Annotated in this window: 24 protein-coding genes; 5 read left to right on the plus strand and 19 right to left on the minus strand. The window is 73.7% G+C overall.

Going from position 1 to position 26,598, the window contains the following annotated elements; all coding sequences use genetic code 11:
- The first annotated feature begins 50 nt into the window (after positions 1-50).
- The 4 genes from ACF068_RS11140 to ACF068_RS11155 all read left to right on the plus strand — a co-directional run bounded on the left by ACF068_RS11140 (position 51) and on the right by ACF068_RS11155 (position 6,503).
- A complete protein-coding gene (locus ACF068_RS11140; protein WP_392273925.1) occupies positions 51-1,685 on the plus strand; it encodes an ABC-F family ATP-binding cassette domain-containing protein in 1,635 nt (544 codons plus the stop codon).
- 184 nt (positions 1,686-1,869) lie between these two features.
- Positions 1,870-4,152 carry an ATP-binding cassette domain-containing protein gene (locus ACF068_RS11145; protein WP_392273926.1) on the plus strand — a complete coding sequence of 761 codons (2,283 nt, stop codon included), beginning with the start codon at positions 1,870-1,872 and terminating at the stop codon, positions 4,150-4,152.
- A gap of 221 nt (positions 4,153-4,373) precedes the next feature.
- The gene (locus tag ACF068_RS11150) at positions 4,374-5,345 is read left to right on the plus strand and encodes an acyl-ACP desaturase (protein ID WP_392273927.1); all 972 of its coding nucleotides are present in this window, start codon (positions 4,374-4,376) and stop codon (positions 5,343-5,345) included.
- Between the two features lie 216 nt (positions 5,346-5,561).
- On the plus strand, positions 5,562-6,503 hold the full coding sequence (locus ACF068_RS11155; protein WP_392274362.1) for a chitosanase: 942 nt from the start codon (positions 5,562-5,564) through the stop codon (positions 6,501-6,503).
- Here ACF068_RS11155 and ACF068_RS11160 read toward each other — a convergent pair.
- From ACF068_RS11160 to ligD, 4 genes are all read right to left on the minus strand, one after another.
- Positions 6,475-7,827, minus strand: coding sequence for an SDR family NAD(P)-dependent oxidoreductase (locus ACF068_RS11160; protein WP_392273928.1), 1,353 nt, complete (start codon positions 7,825-7,827; stop codon positions 6,475-6,477). The genes ACF068_RS11155 and ACF068_RS11160 overlap by 29 nt on opposite strands.
- 83 nt (positions 7,828-7,910) lie before the next feature.
- On the minus strand, positions 7,911-8,162 hold the full coding sequence (locus tag ACF068_RS11165) for a WhiB family transcriptional regulator (protein ID WP_392273929.1): 252 nt from the start codon (positions 8,160-8,162) through the stop codon (positions 7,911-7,913).
- 261 nt (positions 8,163-8,423) lie between these two features.
- The gene (locus ACF068_RS11170; RefSeq protein WP_392273930.1) at positions 8,424-9,221 is read right to left on the minus strand and encodes a VOC family protein; all 798 of its coding nucleotides are present in this window, start codon (positions 9,219-9,221) and stop codon (positions 8,424-8,426) included.
- 62 nt (positions 9,222-9,283) lie between these two features.
- A complete protein-coding gene (ligD, locus tag ACF068_RS11175; RefSeq protein ID WP_392273931.1) occupies positions 9,284-10,294 on the minus strand; it encodes a non-homologous end-joining DNA ligase in 1,011 nt (336 codons plus the stop codon).
- 74 nt (positions 10,295-10,368) lie between these two features.
- Here ligD and ACF068_RS11180 point away from each other — a divergent pair, with 74 nt between their 5' ends.
- A complete protein-coding gene (locus ACF068_RS11180; RefSeq protein WP_392273932.1) occupies positions 10,369-11,445 on the plus strand; it encodes an ATP-dependent DNA ligase in 1,077 nt (358 codons plus the stop codon).
- On the opposite strand, the gene ACF068_RS11185 is transcribed toward ACF068_RS11180, so the two are convergent.
- The 15 genes from ACF068_RS11185 to ACF068_RS11255 form a co-directional block, all read right to left on the minus strand.
- Entirely contained in the window at positions 11,422-12,756 is a 1,335-nt protein-coding gene (locus tag ACF068_RS11185) for a lytic transglycosylase domain-containing protein (protein WP_392273933.1), read from the minus strand. The two genes, ACF068_RS11180 and ACF068_RS11185, sit on opposite strands and share 24 nt — an antisense overlap.
- Positions 12,753-13,490, minus strand: coding sequence for a hypothetical protein (locus tag ACF068_RS11190; RefSeq protein ID WP_392273934.1), 738 nt, complete (start codon positions 13,488-13,490; stop codon positions 12,753-12,755). Before ACF068_RS11190 ends, ACF068_RS11185 begins: the two co-directional genes overlap by 4 nt.
- An 11-nt stretch (positions 13,491-13,501) precedes the next feature.
- Entirely contained in the window at positions 13,502-14,026 is a 525-nt protein-coding gene (locus ACF068_RS11195) for a hypothetical protein (protein ID WP_392273935.1), read from the minus strand.
- A 27-nt stretch (positions 14,027-14,053) separates the two neighbouring features.
- Entirely contained in the window at positions 14,054-14,740 is a 687-nt protein-coding gene (locus ACF068_RS11200) for a hypothetical protein (protein ID WP_392273936.1), read from the minus strand.
- A 14-nt stretch (positions 14,741-14,754) separates the two neighbouring features.
- Positions 14,755-15,246 carry a hypothetical protein gene (locus tag ACF068_RS11205; RefSeq protein WP_392273937.1) on the minus strand — a complete coding sequence of 164 codons (492 nt, stop codon included), beginning with the start codon at positions 15,244-15,246 and terminating at the stop codon, positions 14,755-14,757.
- Entirely contained in the window at positions 15,243-16,439 is a 1,197-nt protein-coding gene (locus ACF068_RS11210; protein WP_392273938.1) for an MCE family protein, read from the minus strand. Before ACF068_RS11210 ends, ACF068_RS11205 begins: the two co-directional genes overlap by 4 nt.
- The gene (locus tag ACF068_RS11215) at positions 16,439-17,623 is read right to left on the minus strand and encodes an MCE family protein (RefSeq protein WP_392273939.1); all 1,185 of its coding nucleotides are present in this window, start codon (positions 17,621-17,623) and stop codon (positions 16,439-16,441) included. Before ACF068_RS11215 ends, ACF068_RS11210 begins: the two co-directional genes overlap by 1 nt.
- On the minus strand, positions 17,620-18,708 hold the full coding sequence (locus ACF068_RS11220) for an MCE family protein (RefSeq protein WP_392273940.1): 1,089 nt from the start codon (positions 18,706-18,708) through the stop codon (positions 17,620-17,622). Before ACF068_RS11220 ends, ACF068_RS11215 begins: the two co-directional genes overlap by 4 nt.
- Positions 18,705-19,745: an MCE family protein gene (locus tag ACF068_RS11225; RefSeq protein WP_392273941.1), complete on the minus strand. Its 1,041-nt coding sequence runs from the start codon at positions 19,743-19,745 to the stop codon at positions 18,705-18,707. Before ACF068_RS11225 ends, ACF068_RS11220 begins: the two co-directional genes overlap by 4 nt.
- A complete protein-coding gene (locus tag ACF068_RS11230) occupies positions 19,742-20,773 on the minus strand; it encodes an MCE family protein (RefSeq protein ID WP_392273942.1) in 1,032 nt (343 codons plus the stop codon). The genes ACF068_RS11225 and ACF068_RS11230 overlap by 4 nt, the downstream gene beginning before the upstream one ends.
- Positions 20,770-22,008: an MCE family protein gene (locus ACF068_RS11235; protein ID WP_392273943.1), complete on the minus strand. Its 1,239-nt coding sequence runs from the start codon at positions 22,006-22,008 to the stop codon at positions 20,770-20,772. Before ACF068_RS11235 ends, ACF068_RS11230 begins: the two co-directional genes overlap by 4 nt.
- On the minus strand, positions 22,005-22,811 hold the full coding sequence (locus tag ACF068_RS11240) for an MlaE family ABC transporter permease (protein WP_392273944.1): 807 nt from the start codon (positions 22,809-22,811) through the stop codon (positions 22,005-22,007). Before ACF068_RS11240 ends, ACF068_RS11235 begins: the two co-directional genes overlap by 4 nt.
- Positions 22,812-22,813: 2 nt before the next feature.
- Entirely contained in the window at positions 22,814-23,773 is a 960-nt protein-coding gene (locus tag ACF068_RS11245; RefSeq protein ID WP_392273945.1) for an MlaE family ABC transporter permease, read from the minus strand.
- The gene (locus ACF068_RS11250) at positions 23,770-24,753 is read right to left on the minus strand and encodes an ABC transporter ATP-binding protein (protein WP_392273946.1); all 984 of its coding nucleotides are present in this window, start codon (positions 24,751-24,753) and stop codon (positions 23,770-23,772) included. The genes ACF068_RS11245 and ACF068_RS11250 overlap by 4 nt, the downstream gene beginning before the upstream one ends.
- Before the next feature lie 188 nt (positions 24,754-24,941).
- Complete coding sequence (locus tag ACF068_RS11255) at positions 24,942-26,477, minus strand: DUF6801 domain-containing protein (protein WP_392273947.1); 1,536 nt, start codon at positions 26,475-26,477, stop codon at positions 24,942-24,944.
- Between the last annotated feature and the right edge of the window lie 121 nt (positions 26,478-26,598).

Below are 26,598 nucleotides of genomic sequence, written 5' to 3' on the forward strand. Positions count from 1 at the left end.
GTGTCTCACCCGTTGCCCTTCTTCTTCCCCGACGCAACAGGGAGACCCGTATGTCTACCTTCCCCACCTCCATCACCTGCACCGACCTGTCCTTCTCGTGGCCGGACGGCACCGAGGTCCTCGACCGCTTCCAGCTCGCGGTCGGCCCCGGCAGGACCGGCCTGATCGGCGTCAACGGGTCCGGCAAGTCGACCCTGCTGAAGCTGATCGCCGGTGAACTCACCCCCGCCGAGGGCACGGTGCGCACGGCGGGCGAGATCGGCTACCTGCCGCAGAACGCCACGCTGGACACCTCGCTCCGGGTAGACCAGGCGCTCGGCATCGCCGCCACGCGCGCCGCTCTGCACGCCGTCGAGGGCGGTGACGCGAGCGAGGAGCACTTCACGGCGATCGGCGACGACTGGGACGTGGAGGAGCGGGCGCGCGCCACCCTCGACCAGCTCGGCCTCGGCCACATCGGCCTGGACCGCACCATCGGCGAGGTGTCGGGCGGCGAGTGCGTACTGCTGCGGCTGGCCGCCCTGCTGCTGGCACGGCCCGGTGTCCTGCTGCTCGACGAGCCGACCAACAATCTGGACCTGCACGCCCGGCGCCGTCTGTACGCGGCCGTCGAGGCCTGGTCCGGCGTCCTGGTGGTGGTCAGCCACGACCGTGAACTGCTGGAGCTGGTGGACCGGATCGCCGACCTCCGGGACGGCGAGGTGACCTGGTACGGCGGCGCCTACTCGGACTACGAGGAGGCGGTGGCCGCCGAGCAGGAGGCGGCCGAGCGCATGGTGCGGGTCGCCGAGGCCGACGTGCAGCGGCAGAAGCGGGAGCTGGCCGACGCACAGGTGAAGCTGGCGCGGCGCAAGCGGTACGGACAGAAGATGTACGACAACAAGCGCGAGCCGAAGATCGTGATGGGTGCCCGCAAGCGGGCGGCGCAGGAGTCGGCCGGCAAGCACCGCATCATGCACGCGCAGAAGCTCGCCGAGGCGAGGGAGCGGCTCGACGAGGCGGTGGACGCGGTGCGGGACGACGACGAGATCCGTATCGAGCTGCCGCACACCATGGTGCCGCCGGGCCGGGGCGTGCTGCTGCTGCGCGACCTGGAGCTGCGGTACGGGGCCCGGGTCGGCGGTGAGTGGGAGCTGCGCGGCCCGGAGCGGATCGCGCTCGTCGGACGCAACGGGGCGGGCAAGACGACCCTGCTGCGCACGATCGCGGGCGATCTGGAGCCGGTGTCGGGCGAGGTGGTGACGCACGTTCCGCTGCGCTTCCTGCCGCAGCGGCTCGACGTCCTGGACGACGCCCTGAGCGTGGTCGAGAACGTGGCGCGGTTCGCGCCCGAGGCGACCAACAACCGGATCCGGGCGCGGCTGGCCCGCTTCCTCTTGCGGGGCGCCCGTGCCGACCAGCCGGCCGGGACGCTCTCGGGCGGCGAGCGGTTCCGTGCGGCGCTCGCCGCGCTGCTGCTCGCCGAGCCGGCGCCGCAGCTCCTGATGCTGGACGAGCCGACGAACAACCTCGACATGGCGAGCGTGCGGAAGCTGACGGCGGCGCTGGACGCGTACGAGGGGGCGCTGATCGTGGCGAGTCACGACGTGCCGTTCCTGGAGTCGATCGGCATCACCCGCTGGCTGCTGCTGGAGGGCGGCGAGCTGCGCCCGACAACGGAGGAGGAGGTGCTGGCCGGCCTCTGACGGCCGGGCAGCCGGCCGGCGCGCGCGGACCGGCGCGGCCACGCACGGACCCGCGCGGGTCGGCACCCGCCCGGACTCGGCGCGGACTCGGCGCGGAACGGCTGGGAACCGGCTGGGAACGGCTGGGAACGGCTGGGGCGAATACCCGACAGAAGGTGTCGGGTATTCGCCTTAGCGTCGTCGTATGGCTTCCACGGCATCGCACATCGTGATCGAGGGCGCCCGCGAGAACAACCTGCGGGGCGTCTCCCTCTCCCTCCCGAAGAACCGCATCACCGTCTTCACCGGTGTGTCCGGCTCCGGCAAGTCGTCGGTGGTCTTCGACACCATCGCCGTCGAGTCGCAGCGGCAGCTCAACGAGACGTTCACCTCGTTCCTCAGGAACCGGCTGCCGAAGTACGAGCGGCCGCACGTCGACGCGATCGACGACCTGTCGGTGGCGGTCGTGGTGGACCAGAAGCCCATCGGCGGCAGCGTCCGCTCGACGGTCGGCACGATGACGGACATCTTCCCGGTGCTCCGGGTGCTCTTCTCCCGGTACGGCACGCCCAGCGCCGGCCCCGCGACCGCGTACTCCTTCAACGACCCGTCGGGGATGTGCCCGGAGTGCGACGGGGTGGGGCGCACGGTGCGGCTGGACCTCGACAAGGCGGTCGACTGGTCGAGGTCCCTCAACGGCGGCGCCCTGCGGCTGCCGGGCACGTCCGTCGGGAGCTGGCAGTGGAAGCTGTACGCCGGTTCGGGCCTGTTCGACCCGGACAAGCCGCTGGCCGAGTACACCGAGGCGGAGCGCCGGACGCTGCTGTACGGGGCGGGCGCGGGCGCCGGGCCGACGGTGCGGCTGACGATGAAGTCCGGTGCGGCCGACGTGCGGTTCGAGGGGCTGGTGGACCGGTTCGACCGGCTGTACCTGAAGCGCGACACTGCGGGACTCTCGGACACGTACAAGGAGACCGTGCGGGCGGTCACGACCCAGGGGCCGTGCGGGGCGTGCGGCGGGGCGCGGCTGAACGAGGCGGCGCTGGCGACCCGCATCGACGGGCTGAACATCGCCGACTACGCGCGGATGGAGGTCGCCGACCTGGTCGGCGTCCTGGCGGGGATCGACGACCCGGTGGCCACGCCGATCGCGGCGGCCGCCCGTGAGCGGCTGGAGCGGCTGGTGGGGATCGGGCTCGGGTACCTGAGCCTGGACCGGGAGACCACGACCCTGTCGGGCGGCGAGGGCCAGCGGCTGAAGGTGGTGCGGCACCTCGGAAGTTCGCTGACCGGGCTGACCTTCGTGTTCGACGAGCCGAGCGTGGGGCTGCACCCGCGCGACGTGGGGCGGCTGAACGACCTGCTGGTGCGGCTGCGGGACCGGGGCAACACGGTGCTGGTGGTGGAGCACGACCCGGACGTGATGGCCGTCGCCGACCATGTCGTCGACATGGGGCCGCGGGCCGGCGCGGAGGGCGGGGAGGTGGTGTACGCGGGACCGTTCGCGGGCCTGCGGGAGGCGGACACGCTCACCGGACGGTGTTTGCGGCGGCGTACGGCGCTCAAGGAGACCTTCCGTACGCCCACCGGGGCGCTGCCGGTGATTGGGGCGGACCTGCACAACCTGCGGGGCATCGACGTCCGCTTCCCGACGGGGGTGCTGACGGCGGTGACGGGGGTGGCCGGGTCGGGCAAGTCGACCCTGGTGTCGGAGGTGTTCACCGCGGCCCATCCGGAGGCGGTGGTCATCGACCAGAGCGCGATCACGGCGTCCTCGCGGTCGACCCCGGCGTCGTACCTGGGGATCATGGACACCGTACGGAAGGTGTTCGCAAAGGAGAACGGCGTCCCGGCGTCCCTCTTCAGTTTCAACTCGGCGGGCGCCTGCGCCGGGTGCGGGGGCCGGGGTGTGATCCACACGGACCTGGCATTCATGGACCCGGTCACCACGACGTGCGAGGCGTGCGGAGGGCGGCGCTTCCATGAGGACGTGCTGGAGCACCGGGTGCGGGGCCGGTCGATCGTGGACGTCCTGGAGATGACGGCGGCGGAGGCGATCGCGTTCTTCGACGACCGGGCGCTCAGGCGCACCCTGCGCACGCTCGTGGACGTGGGCCTGACCTACCTCACGCTCGGCCGGCCGCTCAGCTCCCTGTCGGGCGGCGAACGGCAGCGCATCAAGCTGGCGACGCGGCTGCACCGCACGGGGAGCGTGTACGTGCTGGACGAGCCCACCACCGGGCTGCACATGGCCGATGTGGACACGCTGGTCGGACTGCTGGACCGGCTGGTCGACGCGGGCAACACGGTGGTGTGCGTGGAGCACGACCTGGACGTGGTCAAGCGGGCGGACTGGGTGATCGACCTGGGCCCGGACGGTGGCAAGCAGGGCGGCGAGCTGGTCTTCGAGGGCACGCCCGCGGAGCTGCTCCGGGACCGGAAGTCGGTCACGGCCGCGTACCTGCGCCGGGATCTGGGCGTCGAATGACCGGGTGCGGACGGGGTAGGGGGGCGGTCACCGGTTTCCGGGGCCGCCGTGCGGGACGGCCGCGTGACGTGCCTCTCGGTGCGGCTCCGCGACCTGGGCGCATAACGGAACGTAAGCCTCCATTCGGGGGCCCGGGGTTGGCTCAGGCTTACGGCCCCCTTAACCTACGGTCTCGTAACCTACGAAGCCGTAAGTAATCTCCCGTCCCCAGGAGCACCCGTATGACCCTCACCTCTCCCTCCCTCGGCAGTTCGGAAGCGTGGACCGACGCCCGGCTGCTGTACGCCCTGGAGGAGGTGGTCGAGAAGGAGCTCAACCGCCATCTCAAGGTCGTCAAGGACTGGATGCCCCACGAGTACGTCCCGTGGTCGGACGGCCGCAACTTCCCCGGCCTGTTCGAGGACGGCGAGGCCTGGGAGCCGCAGCAGTCCAAGGTCACCGACATCGGGAAGATCGCCCTCGTCGTCAACCTGCTGACCGAGGACAACCTGCCCAGCTACCACCACGAGATCGCCTCGCTCTTCGGGCGGGACGGCGCGTGGGGCACCTGGGTGCACCGCTGGACGGCCGAGGAGGGCCGGCACGGCATCGTCATGCGCGACTACCTGCTCGCCTCGCGCGCCGTGGACCCGGACAAGCTGGAGCAGTTCCGGATGTCCCACATGAGTGAGGGCTTCGAGTCGGACAACCGCCACTCGATGCTGCACTCGGTGGCGTACGTCGCCTTCCAGGAGCTCGCCACCCGCATCTCGCACCGCAACACCGGCCACCAGTCGGGCGACCCCGTCTGCGACCGGATGCTGGCGCGCATCGCGACCGACGAGAACCTGCACATGGTCTTCTACCGGAACCTGCTGGGCGCGGCCTTCGAGCTGGCCCCGGACCTGACCATGCAGGCGGTGCGGGACGTGGTCGTGAACTTCCGCATGCCGGGCCACGGCATGCCGGGCTTCGAGCGGGCGGCCGCGCAGATGGCGATCGGCGAGATCTACAACCTGCGCATCCACCACGACGACGTGCTCCAGCCGGTGCTGCGCTTCCTGAAGGTCCTGGAGATCGACGGACTGGGCCCCGAGGGCCTGAAGGCGCAGGAGGAGCTGGGCCTGTACATGGGCGGGCTGGACGCGGAGGCGAGCAAGTTCGACGAGAAGCTCGCGGCCCGCAAGGCACGCATGGCGGCCCGCGGCCGCTGACCCGTGCCCGGCGCGCCGCCCGGTGCGCCCCGGAGCGCTCCAGCCGCTGCCGGCGGCCGGCCCCTCCCCCGGCCCGCGGGCGGGGGGGGAGGGACCGGCGCCGGGCGCGCGCCGGGCCGGGGCCATCGGCGCCGCGCGGAGGCGGAGCGGCGTGGGGCGCACAGGGCGCTCACAGGGACCGTGCGGCCGCGTCGTACGCTGTGCCGCGTGAAGCCTGTGACCCGCTTTTTCCTGATCGGCGCCCCGATAGCCATCGGCGCCTCCCTCGTCTTCGGCGGAGGCGACGGTTCCGTACGCCCCGCCGACGCCGCCGACCAGAGCCCCGCACCGCAGGCGGCCACGGCTTCGGGCGCGCCGAACCCGCTCAAGGCGGGCACACCGGACGAGCGGAAGGCTCTGGAGGCGCGCATCGCCGCGATGCCGGCCGGCCTGGCCGCGCCCGGCAAGAAGGAGCTCGCCGCCCGGCTGGTGGCGAGCGCGGACAACTCGACCCTCGACTGGCGGGGCCAGTACGACGACATCGAGGACATCCACGACGGAAACGGCTACACCGCCGGTGTCATCGGGTTCTGCTCCGGCACCAACGACATGCTCCAGCTCGTCGAGTACTTCACCAAGGAGCACCCGGACAATCCGCTGGCCCGGTACCTCCCGGCGCTGCGCGCCGTCGACGGCACCGACTCGCACGAGGGCCTCGACCCCGGCTTCACCGCCGCGTGGAAGGAGGCCGCCGAGGACCCGGCGTTCCGCCGGGCGCAGGACGTGATGAGGGACCGGATCTACTTCGACCCGGCCGTCCGGCTGGCGAAGATGGACGGCCTGTCCACGCTGGGCCAGTTCATCTACTTCGACGCGATGGTGCTGCACGGCCCCGGCGTGGGCCCGCAGGCGTTCTACGGCATCCGCGCCGCGGCCATGAAGAAGGCCCCGACGGCGGCGGAGGGCGGCGACGAGAAGGCGTACCTCAACGCGTTCCTGGACGAGAGCCGCGCCGTGATGAAGCTCCAGAAGACCGAGCGCGAGCGCGACACGTCCCGCATCGACACCGCCCAGCGGGTGTTCCTGCGGGACGGGAACATGGACCTCCGGGTGCCGCTGACCTGGCAGACCTACGGCGAGACGTACCGCATCACCACGCAGCCCGCCGGTAGTCCTTGAGGAACACCCCGGCGACCGGCGCGCCCGCCTCGCCCTGGACGATCGGGTCGTAGACGCGGGCCGCGCCGTCCACCACGTCCAGCGGCGTGCGGATGCCGGCGGCGGCGATCCGCGCCTTGCGGGGGGCCGGGTTCTCGTCGGTGATCCAGCCGGTGTCGACGCTGCACATGTGCACGCCCCGCGCGGCCAGGTGCTCGCCGCTGGTGCGGGTGAGCATGTTGAGAGCGGCCTTGGCCATGTTGGTGTGCGGGTGGCCGGCCGTCTTGTTGCGCACGGCGAACCGTCCCTCCACCGCGCTGACGTTGACGATGTAGCGGCGCGGGTGCGGGGAGGCCAGCAGCAGCGGCAGCAGGCGGTCGCACAGCAGCGCGGGCGCGAGCGCGTTGACGAGCTGGGTCTCCAGCACCTCGGCGGGGTCGAGCTCGCCGAGCCGCGCGGACCAGGAGTTGCGCGGAGCCGGGTCGGGGAGCAGACCCGCCTCGTCCGTCTCGCGGCCGAGTACGAGGGCGAGGGCGCCGTCACCGGTGGCCGGCAGGTCCGGGGCGTACCCCGGGGCCACGACGACCCCGCCCGGCAGCTCGCCGCGCTCCCCCGCGTGCAGCGCGGCGTACGACTCGGGCGGGCGGCGTATCGTCTGGGCGGCGTTGTTGACGAGGATGTCGAGGGGCCGGCCCTCGGCGAGGAGCCGCTCGCACAGTCCGAGGACCTGGCGCGGGTCGCGCAGGTCGATGGCCACGACGGTGAGCCGCTCCAGCCAGTCGCCGCTGCCCTCGGCGGCGCGGAAGCGGCGCAGGGTGTCCTGGGGGAAGCGGCTGGTGACGAGGAGTTCGGCGCCGTCGCGGAGCATCATCAGCGCGAGCTGGAACCCTATCTTCACGCGGCCGCCGGTGAGCAGCGCCCGGCGCCCCGTCAGGTCGGTCGACAGGGTGCGGCGTGCGGTGTTGTCGGCGGCGCAGGCGGGGCAGAGCCGGTGGTAGAAGGCATCGGCCTGTCGATAGAGCGCTTTGCAGACATAGCAGTGCCGCGGCTTGAGGAACTTCCCCACGCTGCCGCGCCGGTCCGGCGGGGGCGTCGGCAGGGGCGCGTCCTCACGCCGGTCGAGGGCACCGGTCGCGGTGGCGGCGCTGAGCAGGGCGTCGGTCCGCGACCGCGCCCGCTGCCTGGCCTTGCGGCGCTTGTTGCGGCTCTCCCGGGCGAAGGAGGCGGCCAGTTCCTCGGCCCGCATCCGCCGGGGGTCGTCGAGCGGCAGGGCCCGGAGGCGCTCCACCGTGCGGCCGTACGCGGCCAGCTCGTCGTCCGTCACTGCGCTGTGCTGCTGCTCCATGCGCATGTGATCTTACGGGCGGTCCGCCGGGACCGGCACCCGGATATCGGGCCCGCGGCTCCCCCGGTGCCGGCCGGCCGCGCTCAGCGCTCACGGCGGCGCAGCGCGTATCGCTCCTTCTCCGAGAGGCCGCCCCAGACGCCGAAGCGTTCATCGTGGGTGAGGGCGTACTCCAGGCAGGCCTCGCGGCCCTCACAGGCGCCGCAGAGACGCTTGGCCTCGCGGGTGGAGGAGCCCGGGTCGGGGAAGAAGAAGTCGGCGCCCGTCTGGGCGCACAGGGCGGTTTCCCGCCAGGCGAGTTCGTGGTCGTCGAGAGCGGTGCGGTTGATCGGCATGCCGGACACGCTGCCCGGCCCCGATAAACGGCTCGTCAACGAACGATCAACGCGGCACCGGCGGGCGGTCCGCCGGTTCGCTCCGTAATCATGGGCCTGCGGGACGTGATCGGCAAGGCGTTGGGCCGGGGTGTCCCGTGTCGGGCCGGGGTGTTCCCGGGTCGGCCGAGTGTTCCCGGGACGGCCGGGGTGTTCCCGGGACGGGCCGAGTGCCCCCGTGTCGGGCCGGGGTGTTTCCTGGTCGGCCGGGGTCTTTCCGCGTCAGGCCCGTGTCGCGAGGCCGGTGACGACCGCGAACCGGGCTCCCTGGGGGTCGGTCAGCTTGGCGAAACGGCCCAGGCCGGGCCTTTCCTCCGGGGCCAGCCGGACGGTGCCGCCCAGGCGGGCCGCCCCGGCGGCCGTCGCGTCGGCGTCGGGGACCTCGAACACGGGCGTCCAGTACGGGGCTTCGGCCGTCTCCACCGGATCGGTGCGCAGCGGCACCAGGCTGCCGAAGGAGGCGTCGTCACCGCCGTCCGCCGGGGCGAGGACGAGGGGCGAGCGGGTGTCGCCGGGCCGGGTCGAGCAGGATGACTCCAGGCCGAGCACCGACCCGTAGAAGGCCATCGCGGCGGCCGGGTCGCGGGTGTACAGCTCCGCCCAGCACAGTGCGTACGGGACGCCGACCCGTTCCAGGCCCCCGTCGGCGCCGGGCTGCCGGACGGCGAAGCGGGCGCCGGCCGGGTCGGCGAGGAGCGCCGTCCGGCCGAGGCCGGGGACGTCCGCGGGGCCGGACAGCACCGTCCCGCCGCCGTCGCGCGCGGCGGTGGCGGTGGCGTCGGCGTCGGCCGTGCGGAAGTGGAGGGTCCAGGCGGGTGCGGCCCGGCCGGGGGTGAGGGCCGGGCCGCCCGCGACGGTCCGGCCGTCGAGCTGGAACAGGCCGTGGCCGCCGGTGCCGGGACCGGCCGGCCGGAAGTCCCAGCCGAACAGGGCGCCGTAGAAGGCGAGCGCGGCCGCCGGGTCGGGGGTGCCGAGGTCGAGCCAGTCCGGGGAACCGGTCGGATGACGGGTGGTCAGCATGGTGCCGAGTGTGGCGCCGCCGGCGGACCGCCGCATCAGGAGGGGGCCGCCCGTATGACCGGCTAGCCGGTCTTCTTGGCGCGGCTCGGCTGCACCCGCTTGGGCTCACCCGGCATCTTCGGGTAGTCCGGCGGGTACGGCAGGTCGGCCAGCCCGTGGTCGCGCTCGTCCTTCGTGGCCAGTTCCAGCAGGCTGTCGAGGGTGAAGGCGTGGTCGTCCATGTCCGCGTGGACGTCCCCGTGGTCGGCGTACCGCACCGGCATGGTCGCCAGGTCGAAGTCGCGCGGGTCGACGTCGTCCAGTTCGTCCCACCGCAGGGGGGCGGAGACCGGGGCGTGCGGCCGGGGGCGGATGGAGTAGGCGGAGGCGATGGTCCGGTCCCTGGCCGTCTGGTTGTAGTCGACGAAGATCTTCTCGCCGCGCTCCTCCTTCCACCAGGCGGTGGTGACCCGGCCCTCCATGCGCCGCTCCAGTTCGCGGCCGACGGCGATGGCGGCGCGGCGAACCCGGGTGAAGTCCCAGCGCGGCTCGATCGGCACGTAGACGTGGAGGCCGCGGCCGCCGGAGGTCTTCGGCCAGCCCCGCAGTCCGTGCTCGTCGAGCAGGGCGCGCAGTTCGTGCGCGGCGGCGACCGCGTCGGAGAAGCCGGTGCCGGGCTGCGGGTCGAGGTCGATGCGCAGCTCGTCGGGGTGATCGGTCGCGTCGCCCCGGACGGGCCACGGGTGGAAGGTGAGCGTGCCCAGGTTGGCGGCCCAGATGACGGCGGCGATCTCGGTGGGGCGGATCTCGTCGGCGAAGCGCCCGCTGGGGAAGGTGATGTGGGCGGTGGGGATCCACTCGGGGAGGTTCTTGGGAGCGCGCTTCTGGAAGAAGGACTCGCCCTCCACGCCGTCGACGAAGCGTTCCAGGGTGGTGGGGCGGTCACGCAGGGCGCGGGTGATGCCGTCGCCCACGGCGAGGAAGTAGCGCGCCACGTCCAGCTTCGTGAAGCCGCGCTCCGGGAAGTAGACCTTGTCCGGGTTGGACAGGCGTACGGTCCGCCCGCCTGCCTCCAGCTCCACCGCGTTTCCCATGGGCGCCACAGTAGGACCCACGAGCAGACATCGCATATCGGGCATATCGCTGCACGGTCGGGCAGAATCGAGCCATGGACCTGCCGGTGATGCCGCCCGTGAAGCCGATGCTGGCCAAGTCCGTGAAGAAGATCCCGCCCGGAATGCAGTACGAGGCCAAATGGGACGGCTTCCGGGCCGTCGTCCACCGGGACGGGCCGGAACTGATCATCGGCAGCCGGACCGGCAAGCCGCTGACCCGCTACTTCCCCGAGCTGGTCACCGGCCTGCCGCCCCGGCTCCCGGAGCGCTGCGTCGTCGACGGCGAGATCGTGATCGCCCACGAGGGACGGCTCGACTTCGACCGGCTCACCGAGCGCATCCACCCCGCCGCGTCCCGGGTGACGATGCTGTCCGAGCGGACCCCGGCGCGGTTCATCGCCTTCGACCTGCTGGCGCTGGGGGACGCCTCGCTGATGGACCTCCCGCTCGTCGAGCGCCGGGCGGCCCTGGAGGAGGCCCTGCGCGGGGCCGGCCCACCCGTCCACCTCGCCCCGTGCACCACCGACATCGAGGTGGCGCGCGGCTGGTTCGAGCAGTACGAGGGCGCCGGGCTCGACGGAGTGATCGCCAAGCCCCTGGACCTGCGCTACCGGCCCGACGCCCGGCTGATGTACAAGATCAAGCACGAGCGGACTGCCGATGTCGTCGTGGCCGGCTACCGCTTCCACAAGAGCGGCCCGGTCGTCGGCTCCCTCCTCCTCGGCCTGTACGACGACCACGGCGCTCTCCAGCACGTCGGCGTGTGCGCCGCGTTCACCGCGAAACGGCGCGCGGAGCTGATCGACGAGCTGGAACCGCTGCGCATGGACCCGCCCGAGGGACACCCCTGGGCCGCGTGGACGGACGGGGCCGCGCACGAGACCGCCCGGCTGCCGGGCGCGCCGAGCCGCTGGTCCGGCAAGAAGGACCTGTCATGGGTGGCGTTGCGGCCCGAGCTGGTGTGCGAGGTGGGGTACGACCACATGGAGGGCAGCCGGTTCCGGCACACCGCCCAGTTCCGCCGGTGGCGGCCGGACCGTGCGCCGGAGAGCTGCGGGTACGGCCAGCTGGAGGAACCCGTCTCCTACGACCTCGGTGAGGTGCTGTCAGGGGGCGGGAGCGGCGGGTGAGCAGGGCGCCCCGGCGGGTTCCCCGGCCCGCACGTGAGCGCCCGGCGAGGGCGGGCCGGCCGGGTCCGGTGACGGCGACGCGGTCGGGGTCGGGGACGGGGGCAGGCTCGGTGACGGGGTCGGCACCGGGGTCGGGGTCGGGGTAGGTGACGGACAGGTGGGGTCCGGGGACGGGCCCGGCGGATCCGCGGGCCCCGGGGTCGGCGTGGGCGGGGTGGACGGGGACGGAGCCGGGGCGGGCGTCGGAGAGGGGGCGGGCGTCGGAGAGGGGGCGGGCGTCGGAGAGGGGGCGGGCGTCGTGGACGGGGACGGGGCAGGGCCGGCGGGGGGCCGGGACGGGCGCGCCGGCGGACGGACGACCGGCGGGCCGGACGGGGGCCGCGGGCCGACCACGATCCCGCCACCCGCGCCCGCGCCCGGCCCGGTCACCCGCCCGCCGCCGGCCGGACGCCCCGCGCCGGGGCTCGCCGGGAGCACGCCGGTGGTGTCCGGCACCGGGTGCGCCCCGTGCCGGTAGAAGGCCAGCCAGGCCAGCACCGTCCGGAGATAGGCGTCCGAGTGGTTGTAGCTCAGGACCGCCCGGTCCAGGTCGGCCTTGACGCTCAGGTTCCGCTCCCCCGCGCACAGGTAGCGCCCGGCGGCGAGGGCGGCGTCGTACACGTTGCCGGGGTCCCGGCGCCCGTCGCCGTTGCCGTCCGCGCGCCAGCGGGCCCAGGTCGAGGGGATGAACTGCATGGGGCCGACCGCCCGGTCGAACACCGGGTCCCCGTCGTACGCCCCGCCGTCCGTGTCCGTGATCCGGGCGAACCCTGCGCCGTTGAGCACCGGACCGAGGATCGGCTCCAGCGTGGTGCCACGGACGTCGACCCGCCCGCCGCGCGCCTGGCCCGACTCGACCCTGCCGATCGCGGCGAGCAGGTGCCAGGGCAGCCGGCAGCCCGGGTCGGTGCGGGCGACGGCGGCCTCGGCGCGCCGGTAGGCCGCGAGGACGGTGGCCGGGATCCCGGACTGGACGGTGACCGGCCCGGCGGCGGGGCGGGCGCTCCCCGGCCGGGGTGCCCGCAGTGGCGCGGGCGAGGCCAACGGGGGCAGTTCCGTGTGGTACGCCCCGTCGCCCGGTGGCCGTGGCACGGCGGCCCCGGCGCGGTCCCCCGCCGGGGCCCGTTCCGCGGCCGGCACCGGCGCCGGGGGCCGGGCGAACCCGGGTGCCTGCGACGCGGTCAGCGCGGCCATCGCCGTCACGGCCGCGGCCGTTCCGGTGACCCCCCGGCGGACCCGCAGCCGCCCCCGTACCCTCCCGCGGATCCTCATGAGCCCGCTCCCAGGGTGTCGATGACGGCGATGCGCCAGGTGCCGTCCTCGCGCACCGCGTCCACCGCGAACACGGCGGCGCCGTACGTCGTCTCGGGCTTCTTCGCCGCCGTACGGGTGTTGCTCTGGTCCGCGTAGATCAGCACGCGCGCGCGGTCGCCGTCGATCAGCTCCACGCCGCTGTGGGTGACGGTGGTGGTGAGGACGAGTCCGTGCTTCGCGGCCTGCGCCCGGACCGGGGCGAGCATGGCGCGGTGCTGCCCGACCGCCTTGCCGGTGAGGTGGGCGCGGACGGCCTTGTCGGCGGTGGCGGTGGCGGCGTGGTCGTACGAGAAGAGCTCGTTCACCGCCTTGGTGACCTGGCCCTTGACCTCGGTGGTGCGGGCGGTGTCGGTGAGCGCGGCGTTGCGGGCGGCGGGCGTGTCGCGCAGGGCGGCCGCCTCCCCGGTCGACCAGGCGGCGAAACCGCCCAGGAGGACGGTGAGGACGCCCAGGGCCACGGGCAGCCGGTGACGCCGGCGGGTCCGGGGCGGGGAGCCGGCCCCGGCGTCCCCGGGGCGTGGCGGGGAGCCGGACCGCGTACGCCCGGCGCGCGGCGGGGCGGGCGGTTCGGTGCGCCGGGTCCGGGACGTGGGGTCGGTGCGCCGCGTCCGGGGCGGGGGCGGGGCCGTGCGGGGCGCGTCCGCGGCGGCCAGGCGGCGCTGCCGTTCAATGAGGTGACGGGTCGTCGACATGGCGGGTCCTCTCAGTCGGCGGCGGGCGTCGTGGTGCCGACCGGTGCCTGGCCGAGGGCGCTGAGCTTCCAGCCCTCGGGCGTCCGGGTGAGCTCGCCGAGCATCCGGCTCTCCTTGGCGGCGGGCTTGCCCTTGGGCGGGGTCACGGTGATCCGGAGGGCGACCATCACGCCGGCCCGCCCGGCCCGGGCGTCCAGCTCGGTAACCGCGCCGGCCAGCACCTTCGCGCTGGTCACCGTCCTGGCCTGCTGGATCTGCCGCTCGAACTGCGGGCGCCCTTGGGTGAGCTGGTCCAGCAGGCCGCCGGTGGCCGAGTCCTGCCAGCGGTCCAGTCCGCGCCGCAGGTCCCGGTGGTCGAGCGTGTTCATGTTCTGCACGGCCTGTTCGCCCGCGGCGAGCACCTCGTCGCGGGTCGTGGCGTACGCGGCGGACTCGTCGTGCGCCGCCGTGTACCAGGACCAGCCGCCCCAGCCGGCGCCGCCGGCCGCGAGCAGGACCAGTGCGGCCGCGGTCGCCTGGAGCGGGTTGCCTCTCATCGTGCGGGCCATCGGTACGGGAGCCCCCTATCGCGCTCGGATGTCGACGATCTGCCAGTTGTCACCGCGCTGTTCGGCGGTGACGGAGAGCTGCGCGGCGACCGTGGTGGCGGGTTTGCCGGCGCGCCGGGCCACCTGGTCGAGGAAGACCAGGAGGTGCGCGCCGCGGTCGTCGAGCCGGGTCACCCCGGCGCGTGCGACATGGGTGGTGAGCGTGAGTCCCTGCTGGGCGGCCCGTTGCTCGACCTGGCCGAACAGGGCCTCGTACTGGCGGGCCGCCCGGCCCGCCAGGACCCGGCGCGCCGCCTCGCGGGTCCGGGCGGTGTCGCCGGGGCCGTACGAGAAGACCTGGGCGAGCCCTTCGCCGACCTCCTCCAGGACCCGGTCGGTGGCCGCGGTGTCGGTCAGCGCCCGGTCGTCCAGGGCGGGCGCGCCGTTCAGCTCCTGGGCGCGGAGGAGGAGTGCGGCGGCGCAGGCGAGCAGCGCCAGGGCGAGCACAGCGGGCACCCGGGGCCGGAAGGGCATGCGCCACCGGCCGCCCCGGACGGTCCCGGGGACCTCCGGGGCCCCGGTGGCGTCCGGGGCCTCGGTGGCGTCCGGGGCCTCGGGCACCGCAGGGGGCTCGGGCGCTTCGGGCGCCTCGGGGGATGAGCGGGGCGCGGGGGTCTGGGGCGCCTCGGGGGACGAGCGGGGCGCGGGGATCAGGGCATCCACCCTGCGGCCTCCTTTCATGCTCCGGCCACCGGTACCGCGGTGAGGGCGGCGACCTTCCAGCCGTCGCCCGTGCGGACGAGCCCGGCCTCCAGACGTTCGCGGTCCGTGGCGGCGGGCCCGCCGTCGGCGGGCGTGGTCTCGACCCGTACGGTCGCGATGAGCCGCGCCGTTCCGGCCCGGTCGTCCAGGGCGGTGAGCGCGGCGTCCGTGACGGTGGCGCGGGCGGAGGCGCCGGGGTCGGCGTCCTTCCGGGGGGCGGCCGTCCGCACCTGTTCGTGGAGGTCACCGGTGGTGGCGTCGAGCCACTGCGCGCGGGCCGCCGCGGGATGTGCGGCGTCCAGGCCGCGGAGCCGGGCGAGGTGGCCGCGCCCGTCGGCCAGGGCGTGGTCCCTGGCCTCGGCGAGGGCGCGGGTGGCGTCGCCGGCCGCCCCGGCGTACGACCGGCCGGCGAGCGCGCACAGCAGGGCCGCCACGGCGACGGCCGCCCACCACCCGTACCGCCTCACCGGCCGTCCCCCAGCCCGAGCAGGTCGCCCATGCTCCCGGCGGGGAGGGTGGCGCCGGGCGCCGTGGCCGGGGGCGGCAGCGGGCCGCCGGAGGGCGCGTTGGCGGAGCCGCGCACGTTGGTGCCGCCGGCGGGCGGGGCGGTGCAGCGGGCCCCGGTGTTGAGGGCCGGCGGCGAGGTGAGGTCGAGGCCGTTGCGGTATGTCGTCCCCTCGTACCCCGCCGTGCAGGGCAGGGGTTCGAAGAAGGTCACCGACATACCGAGGCCGACCCCGCGGGGGGTCACGGCGGTGGACCCGGCGGCGACGAGCGCCGGCATGGTGACCAGGAACTCCCGGATGCCGCGCTCCCGGGTCACCGCCACCTCCGAGGTGGTGAGCAGGTTGGCCAGCACGACCCCGAACTCGGGGTCGAGGTCCCGGAGCAGCGCGCTGATCCGGCCGGCGGCGTCTGGGGCTGCGGCGATCAGGGTGCGGAGGTCGGTGTCGGAGGCTTTGAGCCGCGCGGCCAGTTCCCTGGCCCCGGTGGCGAAGGAGGCGAGGGCCTCGCCCTCCTCCGCCTGGGTGCGCAGCACCGTCTCGGCGTCGCTGATCAGCCGGGTGGTGGCGGGCAGTGCCCGGTCGGCGGCCCGGACGACGTCGTCGCCCGCGTCCATCAGGGCCTGGAGGTCGTCGCCGCGGCCGCTCAGCGCCGTGCCGAGTTCGTCGACGACGGTGCGCAGCGCCTCCAGGTCGATGGAGGAGGCGAGGTCGCCGACGCCGCTCAGTACGGTGGTGACCGGCGCCGGGGTGCGGGTGTCGGCACGGGCGACGACCGCGCCGTCGCGCAGGTACGGGCCGCCGTCGGAGACGGGGCGGAGGTCGATGTACTGCTCGCCGACGGCGGAGAGGTTGGCGACGACGGCTTCCAGGTCGGCGGGGATGTCGGGGGCCGACCTGGCGATGCGCAGTTCGGCCTCCACACCGTCCTCGGTGAGCCGGATCGGCCCGACACGGCCGACGGAGACGCCCCGGTAGGTGACGTTGGAGTGGGTGAACAGCCCGCCGGTGGTGTCCAGCCGGACCCGGACCGTGTAGTGGTCGCGGATGCCGACGAGGTGGCCCACGTCGGCGTAGCGGACTCCGAGGAAGCCGAGGACGAGGACGCCGATGAGGAGGAAGGCGAGATTCTTCAGCCGGATGGCGGGGGTCAGCATCAGTCGCTCCCGGCGGACGGCAGGGGCAGGGGCAGGGGAACGGGAACGTGCGGGGGCGGCGCCCCGGTGCGCGCGGGCGGGCCGGCGGTGCCGCCGGGCGCGGTGCCGCCGGGCGCGGTGCCGCCGGGTGGGGTGTCGTCCGGTGGGGTGAGCGCGGGGATGATCTGCGTTCCGGGGGCGGCGGTGACGTCCAGGTAGACATTGAGGTAGTCGCCCTTGACGCCGCGCAGCACCTCGTCGGTGAACGGGTAGGTGAGCAGCACCTGGAGCGAGTCGGGCAGCGCCTTGCCCGAGTCGGCCAGCGCCCGGAGGGTGGGGCCGAGGGCCTTGAGGTCGGCGATCAGGTCGGCCTTGCTCCGGTTGACGGTGTCGACGGCGACACCGGAGAGGGTGTCGAGCGCGCCGAGCATGGTGAGGAGCGAGGCACGCTGCTTCTCCAGGACCTTGAGGCCGGGGCTCAGGCCGGTGAGGACCTTGTCGACGTCCCGTTCGCGGGCGGCGAGGGTGGCGGAGAGCCGGTTGACGCCGTCGAGGGCGGCGGTGATGTTGCTCCGGTTGCCGTCCAGGGTTCCGACGAGGGTGTCGAGCCGTGCCAGCAGGGAGCGGACCTCGGTCTCGTTGCCGCGCAGGGCCGTGCCCAGTTCGGTGGTGATGGTGCGGAGCTGCTGGATGCCGCCGCCGTTGAGGAGCATCGACAGGGCGCCGAAGACCTCCTCCACCTCCGGGTTGCGGTTGGTGCGGCTCATGGGGATGCGGGCGCCGTCGCCGAGGGTGCCGTGGCCCTTGGGGGGTGCGGTGAGCTGGACGTACTTCTCACCGAGCAGGCTGGACTGTTCGAGGTGGGCATAGGCGTTGGCCGGGAGCCTCACGTCGCCGTTGACCCGCATGGTGACGGTGGCGGACCAGTCGGAACGGTCGAGGGCGATGCGGGTGACGCGGCCGACGGCCACGTCGTTGACCTTGACCGCGGACTGCGGGACGAGGCTGAGGACGTCGGCGAACTCGGCGGTGACCTCGTACGGGTGGTCCCCGAGGTCCGCGCCGCCGGGCAGCGGCAGTTGCTCGATGCCGGACAGTCGCAGGCCGCCCGCCGGTACGTCGCAGCTCGCGACGGTCGCGGCGAACCCGACGGCGAGGGCGAGCGCGGCGGCCACCGTGGTGGCGGTACGGGAGGGCCGGGTCACCGCGCGGCCCCCTTCCCCGGGGTCCCGTACACGGTGCCGACGGCGGGCAGCGGGAGGGCGGGCAGGTCCTTGCGGCGGGCGGCGTCGACGGGGACGAGGCCGCCCGGTGTCGCCGCCGTCCCGGTGCCGAAGCTCAGTTCGTTGATGTCGGCGCGGCCGTTGAGGGTGCGGTGGGAGGGGTCGTACGCCTTGAGGGCGTTGCCGGCGGCGAGGGGCGCGGTGTCGAGGGCCTCGGCGAGCGAGGCGCGCCGGTCGGCGAGGGTGCGGGTGAGCGGTAGGAGGACGTCGACGTTCTTCTTCAGGCTCGCGCGGTTGTCCTCGATGAAGGTCTTGACTTGGCTGAGGGCGGTGCCGAGTTCCTTGAGGGCGGCGCCCAGGTTCTCCTTGTCCTCGGCGAGGAAGGTGGTGACGGTGGCGAGCCGCCGCTCGGCCCGGCGGACCTCGCTGTCGTTGTTCTTCAGCATGGTGGTGAAGGACTGGAGGTGGGTGAGGGTGGCGAACAGGTCGCCGCTGCTGCGGTCCAGGGTCCTGGCGGCCTTGCCGAACTGCTCCACGGAGTCGCCGATGGCCTTGCCGTTGCCCTTGAGGTTGGCGGCGCCGGTGCCGATCAGGCCGGCCAGCGCCCCGTCGGCGTTGGCGCCCTTCGGGCCGAGTGCCTCGCTGAGTTCGGTGAGGGACGCGTAGAGCTGGTCGACCTCCAGGGGGGTGGCGTTGCGGGCGGCGGGCAGGACCGCGCCGTCGCGGATCTCGGGGCCGCCGGTGTAGGCGGGGGCGAGCTGGACGTAGCGGTCGGAGACGACGCTGGGCGCGACGATGACGGCGTGGGCGCCGGCGGGCACGCGGACGCCCTCGTCGATCAGCAGGGTCACCTCGACCTCGGTGCCCCGGGGGCGTACGGGGCCGACGGTGCCGACCTTCACGCCGAGGACGCGGAGGTCGGAGCCCTCGTACACGCCGGTGGCCCGGTCGAAGCGGGCGGTGATGCGGGTGGTCCGGGACTCGTCGAGGGCCAGGACGCCGGAGGTTCCGGCCACGGCCACCAGGGCGAGCCCGGCGGTGATGCCGAGGGCGCGTCGGAGGTTCACCGGGCATCGCCTCCCTCGGGGCGCGGCGGCATGCACCCGGTGGCGGGTGGCGTGCCGGGGGTCAGGTAGGTCCGGGGGACGAGGCCGCAGACGTAGGTGTCGAACCAGCGCCCGTTGCCGAGGGTGTTGCCGACGAGGCGGTAGTACGGGCCGGCCAGGGCGAGGGTCCGGTCGAGGCTGTCGCGGTTCTTCAGCAGCACCCCGGTGACCCGGCCGAGGGCGGCCAGGGTGGGGCCGAGCTGGTCCTTGTTGTCCTGGACGAGTCCGGTGAGCTGGGTGCCGAGGTCCCGGGCGCCGGTGAGCAGGAGGTGGATGGCGTCACGGCGGGCCTGGAGTTCGCCGAGGAGCAGGCCGCCGTCCTCCAGGAGGGTCTCGAAGCGGCTGTTCTTGCCCGCCAGGGTATGGGTGAGCCGCTTGCTGCCCTTGAGGAGTTCGGCGAGCTGGGCGTCGCGCGAGGAGACGGACCTGGAGAGGGCGGACAGGCCGGTGGCGGCGCTGCGCACATCGGGCGGGGAGTCGGCGAAGGTGGCGGAGATGGCCCGGAAGCTCTCGGCGAGCTGCCGGGTGTCGATCGCGTCGATGGTGTCGCCGAGGCCGGTGAGGGCCTGGGTGACGTCGTAGGGGGAGGTGGTGCGTGCGGTGGGGATGCGGGTGGCGGGGTCCTGGGGGCGGGTGCCGAGGGGGTCCACGGCGAGGTACTTCGCGCCGAGCAGGGTCTTGATGGCGATGGCGGCGGTCGTGGAGTCGCCGATCCAGGTGGTGTCGTCGACCTCGAAGCGGACGCGGACCTTCGCCCCGTCCAGGGCGATGCCGGTGACCTCGCCGACCTTGACGCCGGCGACGCGGACCTCGTCGCCCTCGTCGAGTCCGGCGGCCTCGGTGAAGTCGGCGGTGTAGGTGGTGGTGCCGCCGGTCAGGGCGTCCGCCTTCCACGCGCCGAGGGCGAGGAGCGCGAGGAGGAGCAGGCCGACGACGCCGACGGTGACGGGGTCGCGTTCGCGTACGGGGGTGAGGCGCTTCGGGGAGGGGAGTCTCATGCGCGGCACCTCGGTTCGGTGATCGGGACGCCGGTGGGCGGCGGGGATCCGTCGTCGGTGCCGACGCCGGTCACCGTGGCCTCGCACAGGTAGAGGTTGAGCCACGATCCGTAGGAGGCGAGGCGTCCGACGGCCTGCATCTTGGCGGGGGTGGTGCGGAGGAAGGTCTCGATCCGGTCGGTGCTCTTCGCCAGCTCCCCGGAGAGGCGGCCGAGTTGGCGGATGTCGTCCTTGAGCGGGGCGCGGCCGTCCTCCAGGAGGCCGGCGGTGACGGTGGTGAGCGATCCCATGGCGGTGATGGCCTCGCCGAGCGGTTCGCGGTCCCGGGCGAAGCCGCTGACGAGTTCCTGGAGGGTGACGACGAGGTCGTCGAAGCCGGCCTCGCGGTCGTTGACCGTCTTGAGCACCGTGTTGAGGTTCTTGATGACCTCGCCGATGACCTCGTCCTTGCCCGCGACGGTGGTGGTGAGCGACCCGACGTGTTCGAGGAGGGAGTCGACGGTGCCGCCGTCGCCCTGAAGGACCCGCACGATCGACCCGGCGAGGCTGTTGACCTCGTTCGGCGACAGGCCCTGGAAGAGCGGCCGGAAGCCGTTGAAGAGCTGGGTGAGGTCGAGGGCGGGGGTGGTGCGTTCCAGCGGGATGACGGCCCCGGCGGGCAGGGTCCGGCCGACGGGGCCGGCACCCCGGTCGAGGTCGATGTAGCGCTGGCCGACCATGTTGAGGTACTTGATCGACGCGGTGGCCGAGGCGGGCAGGGAGCGGCCCCGCCGGACCGCGAAGGCGACTTCGGCGATCCGGCGGTCGACCAATCCGACCGACTCGACCTGCCCCACCTTCACTCCGGCGATGCGGACGCTGTCGCCCTCGACGAGGCCGGTGACGTCGGTGAAGCGGGCCTTGTACGTGACGGTGTCGCCGACGCCCTCGTTGGCGACGGACAACGCCAGGACGGTGGTGGCGAGGACGGTCACCACGATGAACACCAGTGATTTGACGAGCGGTCCGGCGAGGGAGCGGCGTTTCACCGGAGGGTCACCTCCGCTCCGCGGAAGACGGGGCCGGTCAGGACGGTGCTCCAGTCGGGCAGGGCCTCGGGGCCGGTCCTGAGGCCGGGGGCGATGAGTTCGTTGACGAGCCGGTTCTCCTGCGGCGAGTTGGGCAGGCCGAGGCCGCGGTCGCCGGCGCGGGGGGTGGCGGCGGGCTTCCCGGTGTAGGGGACCGCGTAGCAGTGCGGTCCGCCGGTGGCGTCGTACACGGGCCGGTCCTTGCCGGGGACGTACTTCCCGAGGGAGGGCACGGTACGGACGTTCACATGCAGGCCGGGCTCGTCGGTGCCCTTGCCGAGCGCCTTGTCCATGGCGGGCACGAAGCCGGCGAGGGTACGCAGGGTGCAGGGGAAGGACGGCGAGTGGCGGGCGAGGGCCTCCAGGGTCGGGCGGGAGGCGGCGGACAGCCGGATGATGTTGCTCCGGTTGCCGCGCAGGAAGGCCGTCAGGTCCTTCGCGGAGGTGGTGGTGGCCCCGTACAGGCCGGCGAGCCGGGCCTGCTGGTCGGCGATGGTGCCACTGGTGGTGGTGAAGTCGGTGAGGGCGTCGAGGACGTCGGGGGCGGCGTCGGCGTACACCCGGCTCACCTCGACGAGGTGGGCGATGTCGCGGTTGAGGGCGGGCAGGTGGGGGTTGAGCCGCTCGAGGTGGGCTTCCAGGGTGACGAGGGTGCGGCCGAGCTGCTGTCCCCGTCCGTCGAGCGCCTGGGCGACGGCGGTGAGGGTGGCGGACAGCTTCTCCGGTTTGACGGCGGTCAGCAGCGGGAGCAGCCGGTCGAGGACCTGCTCCAGTTCGACGGCGTTGGCGGAACGGTCCTGCGGGATGACCGCCCCGGCCGCGAGGGCGCGGGGCGACGGGTTGGCGGTGGGCGGGACGAGGGCCACGAACCGTTCGCCGAAGAGGGTGGTGGGCAGCATCTGGGCGGTGACGTCGGCGGGGACGCGGTGGAGGTGGTCCGGGTCGACGGCGAGGGTGAGGCGGGCACCGGTGCCGTCGGCGCGGATGTCGCGCACCTCGCCGATGACGACGCCGCGCAGTTTGACCTCCGCGCCGCGGTGCATCTCGTTGCCGGCGCTGGTGGTGAGGACGGTCACCGTGACGTCCCGGGTGAACCGCTTGTCGTAGACGGCCACCGACAGCCAGGCCAGGAGGACGGGGACCAGCAGGAACACCACTCCGGCGAGGCGTCTGCGTACGGTCGGCATACGGCTCATCCGGCCACCTTCACGGTCGTCGTCGCGCCCCAGATCGCGAGGGACAGGAAGAAGTCGGTCACGCTGATCAGCACGATGGCGTTGCGCACGGAGCGGCCGACGGCGACGCCCACGCCGGCCGGTCCGCCGGAGGCGCGGAAGCCGTAGTAGCAGTGGGCGAGGATCACCAGGACGCTGAAGACCAGCACTTTCAGGACGGAGAGCAGGACGTCGTCCGGGGAGAGGAAGAGCGTGAAGTAGTGGTCGTAGGTGCCGGCCGACTGGCCGTTGAAGAGGACGGTGACGGTGCGGGAGGCCAGGTAGGAGGAGAGCAGCCCGATCGCGTAGAGCGGGACGATGGCGACGACGCCGGCGATGATGCGGGTGGTGACGAGGTAGGGCAGGGAGCGCACGCCCATCGCTTCGAGGGCGTCGACCTCCTCGTTGATGCGCATGGCGCCGAGCTGGGCGGTGAAGCCGGCGCCGACGGTGGCGGAGAGGGCGAGTCCGGCGACGAGCGGGGCGATCTCGCGGGTGTTGAAGTAGGCGGAGATGAACCCGGTGAAGGCGGAGGTGCCGATCTGGTTGAGGGCGGCGTAGCCCTGGAGGCCGACGACCGTGCCGGTGAACAGGGTCATCGCGATCATCACGCCGATGGTGCCGCCGATGACGCCGAGGCCGCCGCTGCCGAAGGCGACCTCGGCGAGCAGGCGTTGCACTTCCCGGGAGTAGCGGCGCAGCGTGCGCGGGATCCAGGCGAGGGCCTTGACGTAGAAGACGAGGTGGTCGCCGGAGCGGTCGAGCCAGGCGAGCGGGGATGCCATCCTCAGGCTCCCTTCGCGGGGACGACCTGGAGGTAGATCGCGGTGAGGACCATGTTGACGAAGAAGAGGAGGAGGAAGGTGATGACGACGGACTGGTTGACCGCGTCGCCGACCCCCTTCGGTCCGCCGCGGGGGTTGAGGCCCCGGTGGGCGGCGACGATGCCGGCGAGGAAGCCGAAGATCAGCGCCTTGATCTCGCTGATCCACAGGTCGGGTAGCTGGGCGAGGGCGGAGAAGCTGGCGAGGTAGGCGCCGGGGGTGCCGTCCTGCATGATCACGTTGAAGAAGTAGCCGCCCAGGGTGCCGACGACGGAGACCATGCCGTTGAGCAGCACGGCGACCAGCATGGTGGCGAGGACGCGCGGGACGACCAGGCGCTGGACGGGCGACACGCCCATGACCGCCATGGCGTCCAGTTCCTCGCGGATCTTGCGGGAGCCGAGGTCGGCGCAGATGGCGGACCCTCCGGCGCCGGAGATCAGCAGCGCGACGATCAGGGGGCTGGCCTGCTGGATGACGGCCAGCACGCTGGCACCGCCGGTGAACGACTGGGCGCCGAGCTGCTGGGTGAGCGAGCCGACCTGGAGGGCGATGACCGCGCCGAACGGGATCGAGACCAGCGCCGCGGGCAGGATCGTGACGCCGGCGACGAACCAGAACTGCTCGACGAACTCGCGGAACTGGAACGGCCGGCGGAAGGTGTCGCGGGCCACGGTGGCCGCGAGGGCGAACAGCCGCCCCGTTTCCCGCAGCGGCGCCAGTGCCCGCGAGGGCGGCCGGTGGGCGTCCCCGCCCCGGTGCGGGCGCTGCCGGCCGGTGGAGGGGCGGGTGGCCGGGCCGGTGGAGGGGCCGGGCACCGGATCGGCCGGTGGGGCGGTCCGGATGTCCGGGAGGGTGGCGGTGTCCGGGGTGGCGGTGTCCGGGGTAGTGGGGCGGGGGGTGCCCGGGTGGTCGGTGGTCATGAGGCGGCACCGCCCCCCGTGCCGGCGGGGGCGTAGCTGCGGAGGATCGCGGTCCTGGCGGCCTCCGGCAGGCGGGGCAGCATGGCGAGGACCCGTTCGCGACGACGCTGGACGGCGGCGCGGGGCGGCAGGCCGGGCGAGGGTTCCAGTTGCGGGGCGACGACCCGGGGCGCGTGGGTGGTGGGGGTCCGCTGTTCGCGCGCCAGCGTCGCGGCGTCCTTCTCCTCCGACATCCCGATGGGGCCTTCGCGCCGCCCGCTCAGGAACTGCGCCACCACCGGCTCGTCGCTGGTGAGCAGGACCTCACGGGGTCCGAAGGTGACGAGATTGCGCCGGAACAGCATGCCCATGTTGTCCGGAACCGTGGCCGCGATGTCGAGGTTGTGCGTGACGATCAGCATCGTGGCGTCGATCTGCGCGTTGAGGTCGATCAGCAGTTGGGAGAGGTAGGCGGTGCGGACGGGGTCCAGTCCGGAGTCGGGCTCGTCGCAGAGGACGATCTGCGGGTCGAGGACGAGGGCGCGGGCCAGCCCGGCGCGTTTGCGCATACCGCCGGATATCTCGCCGGGCAGTTTCCCCTCCGCCCCGACGAGGCCGACCATCTCCATCCGCTCCATCACGGTGCGGCGGATCTCAGACTCCTTCTTGCGGGTGTGTTCCCGCAGCGGAAAGGCGACGTTGTCGAACAGCGACATCGAGCCGAAGAGCGCCCCGTCCTGGAACATGAGGCCGAAGAGTTTCCGCGTTTCGTAGATGTCGCGCTCGGGGCTGTTCACCATGTCGACGCCGTTGATGAGCACGCGCCCGCGCTCGGGTTTCAGCAGCCCTATGAGTGATTTCAGGAATACGGTCTTGCCGGTGCCGGAGGGGCCGAGCATCACACTGACCTCACCGGCCGGCAGGGTGAGCGTGACGTCCTGCCAGATGTTCTGTTTGCCGAAGGATTTGGTGAGTCCTTCGACGACCACTTCTGTTCCCACCACAACTCCCAGGTCCCGCTCTTGCTGAGGAAGTGACAAAAGTGCGTCGGGAGGCGCACGTTACGGTCACCCGAAGGTCCCGGACAAGCGCCGCACACGACGTCTTCGCGGCCGCCGGGCCATTTGTCACCGCATGACAAACCGGCGGGGATTCTTTGTCGCTCCGTGCGTACCGGCGCGCGGCCGGGTCACCGCTCGGGCTTCGGCCTCGGCGGGTCCGGGCAGAACTCCGGCTGGCCCGGTGAGCACAGCACGCCCTGCGTCAGCCTGGTGTGGTTGCCGCTCCCGGACAGGGAGGCGGTGAACAGCGGGTCCAGGTCCTCCGTGGCGCCGCAGCCGCTGAACTCGGGGATGGTGGCGGAGCCGGTCAGCGGGCCGCCGGTGACCACTGTGTAGCCGTGGGGCCTGCCCTCGGCGTCGTACCAGCCGCGGCCGGCCAGTGTGAGCCTCATGGGCCGGGCGGTGCGGCAGGCGGGGCCGACGTCGAGGGGGGTGCCGTTCACCTTCACGTCGGAGAGCCGCACCCACAGCTCGGCGGTCGCCTTCGTGACCTCGGAGAACTGCCCGTCGGGTGAGAAGTAGCTGCCGGTGGCGATGTCCATGGGACCGGCCAGCGTGAGTTCCGCCGTGGCCGTCGTCGGCATGAAGCCGAAGGTGAGGAACGTCGACCGGACGGGCGGCAATTGCGGTTTCCCCCGGTGGTCGAGGGTGGCGTCGCTGTACATGGTGAAGACGAGCCCGTCGTCGCGCGGGCACTGGTAGGTCTGGGTGGCCTTGGCCATGTTCACCCTCATCAGGCCGGGGTCCTTGAGGAACATGGCGGAGCCGAGCTTCAGGACGTTGGCGTAGCCGGCGATGTAGCCGTGGCTCGGTACGGGATCCTGGCTCACCGGTGGGGCCTCCACGCAGTCGTCGGCCCGGCCGGCCCCGTGGCCCCGTGCCGGACCCGTGCGCGGACCGGGGCCCGGGGGCGGCGTGCCCGCCGGACCGTCCGGTACCGGGTCCGGGCCCTCCGGTACCGGTACCGGGCCGTCCGGGCCGGGGGACGGCCCGTCGACGACCGGCGGGCGGTCACCGGTGCCGGGCCCGGGGAGCACCGCGACCCGGCCCATCGTGATGTCCTGGCCCGGTTCGGGCGCGCAGGTGAGGGAGGGGACGGGCGGGACGAGCGGGGTGTCGTCGGCCTTGCGCAGCAGCAGGTCCAGGGTGACGGGCCCGGTCGAGAAGACGAGGTCGCCCGCCGCGGAGGCGGTCACCGAGGGCACGGCGCCCGCGCCCTCCACCGTGTACGGCCCCGTGACCGGCAGGGCGCCGTCCGGGACGGTGAGCTGTGTCCAGGGCAGGTCGGCGGTGTCGTCGCCCTGCGCCACCCGCCCGGCCAGACGGACGGCTCCGCTCGCGGACGCGGCGCCCAGGGCGGCCAGTTCGGCCACCGCCTCCGCGGGCAGCCGCACGGCGACCCGCACGTCCGAGGGGCGCACCGGCCGGCCGGCCGCGACCTGGCGCGGCAGCGTGGCCGAGACCCGTACCTCCGCCGGGTGTTCCCCGCCCGGCAGCCGGCAGGCGTAGCCGAAGACCCCGCCGGCGGGCTGCGCGCCCTCGTCCACCGCGACCCCGGTACCGGTGCCGGGCACGAGCCCCGCCACCAGCACCACGGCCCCCACGGACGCGGTGCGCGCCCAGGTGCGCCGGCGGCCCGGCCCGCCGGTCGTGCTGCTGCCCATCGGTCAACCCCCACATCGCCCGCTGCTGTCCGTCCCACGGTGGGCGCCCCGCGCCGGGGGGGGGGGGGGGGGGCGGGCCCCGCCCCCCCCCCCCCCCCGCGCCGCCCCGCCCGCGCTAACG

Source organism: Streptomyces sp. NPDC016309 (assembly GCF_043077235.1).
Taxonomy (GTDB): domain Bacteria; phylum Actinomycetota; class Actinomycetes; order Streptomycetales; family Streptomycetaceae; genus Streptomyces.

What these genes read in the sequence shown, in the direction of transcription:
- ACF068_RS11225 (WP_392273941.1), bottom strand. Translation starts at nt 19,745, where the DNA reads ATGAGACTCCCCTCCCCGAAGCGCCTCACCCCCGTACGCGAACGCGAC.
- ACF068_RS11170 (WP_392273930.1), bottom strand. Translation starts at nt 9,221, where the DNA reads ATGCTGACCACCCGTCATCCGACCGGTTCCCCGGACTGGCTCGACCTC.
- ACF068_RS11245 (WP_392273945.1), bottom strand. Translation starts at nt 23,773, where the DNA reads ATGACCACCGACCACCCGGGCACCCCCCGCCCCACTACCCCGGACACC.
- ACF068_RS11190 (WP_392273934.1), bottom strand. Translation starts at nt 13,490, where the DNA reads ATGTCGACGACCCGTCACCTCATTGAACGGCAGCGCCGCCTGGCCGCC.
- ACF068_RS11180 (WP_392273932.1), top strand. Translation starts at nt 10,369, where the DNA reads ATGGACCTGCCGGTGATGCCGCCCGTGAAGCCGATGCTGGCCAAGTCC.
- ACF068_RS11235 (WP_392273943.1), bottom strand. Translation starts at nt 22,008, where the DNA reads ATGAGCCGTATGCCGACCGTACGCAGACGCCTCGCCGGAGTGGTGTTC.
- ACF068_RS11240 (WP_392273944.1), bottom strand. Translation starts at nt 22,811, where the DNA reads ATGGCATCCCCGCTCGCCTGGCTCGACCGCTCCGGCGACCACCTCGTC.
- ACF068_RS11165 (WP_392273929.1), bottom strand. Translation starts at nt 8,162, where the DNA reads ATGCCGATCAACCGCACCGCTCTCGACGACCACGAACTCGCCTGGCGG.
- ACF068_RS11185 (WP_392273933.1), bottom strand. Translation starts at nt 12,756, where the DNA reads ATGAGGATCCGCGGGAGGGTACGGGGGCGGCTGCGGGTCCGCCGGGGG.
- ACF068_RS11160 (WP_392273928.1), bottom strand. Translation starts at nt 7,827, where the DNA reads ATGGAGCAGCAGCACAGCGCAGTGACGGACGACGAGCTGGCCGCGTAC.
- ACF068_RS11195 (WP_392273935.1), bottom strand. Translation starts at nt 14,026, where the DNA reads ATGAGAGGCAACCCGCTCCAGGCGACCGCGGCCGCACTGGTCCTGCTC.
- ACF068_RS11255 (WP_392273947.1), bottom strand. Translation starts at nt 26,477, where the DNA reads ATGGGCAGCAGCACGACCGGCGGGCCGGGCCGCCGGCGCACCTGGGCG.
- ACF068_RS11140 (WP_392273925.1), top strand. Translation starts at nt 51, where the DNA reads ATGTCTACCTTCCCCACCTCCATCACCTGCACCGACCTGTCCTTCTCG.
- ACF068_RS11150 (WP_392273927.1), top strand. Translation starts at nt 4,374, where the DNA reads ATGACCCTCACCTCTCCCTCCCTCGGCAGTTCGGAAGCGTGGACCGAC.
- ACF068_RS11210 (WP_392273938.1), bottom strand. Translation starts at nt 16,439, where the DNA reads ATGCTGACCCCCGCCATCCGGCTGAAGAATCTCGCCTTCCTCCTCATC.
- ligD (WP_392273931.1), bottom strand. Translation starts at nt 10,294, where the DNA reads ATGGGAAACGCGGTGGAGCTGGAGGCAGGCGGGCGGACCGTACGCCTG.
- ACF068_RS11145 (WP_392273926.1), top strand. Translation starts at nt 1,870, where the DNA reads ATGGCTTCCACGGCATCGCACATCGTGATCGAGGGCGCCCGCGAGAAC.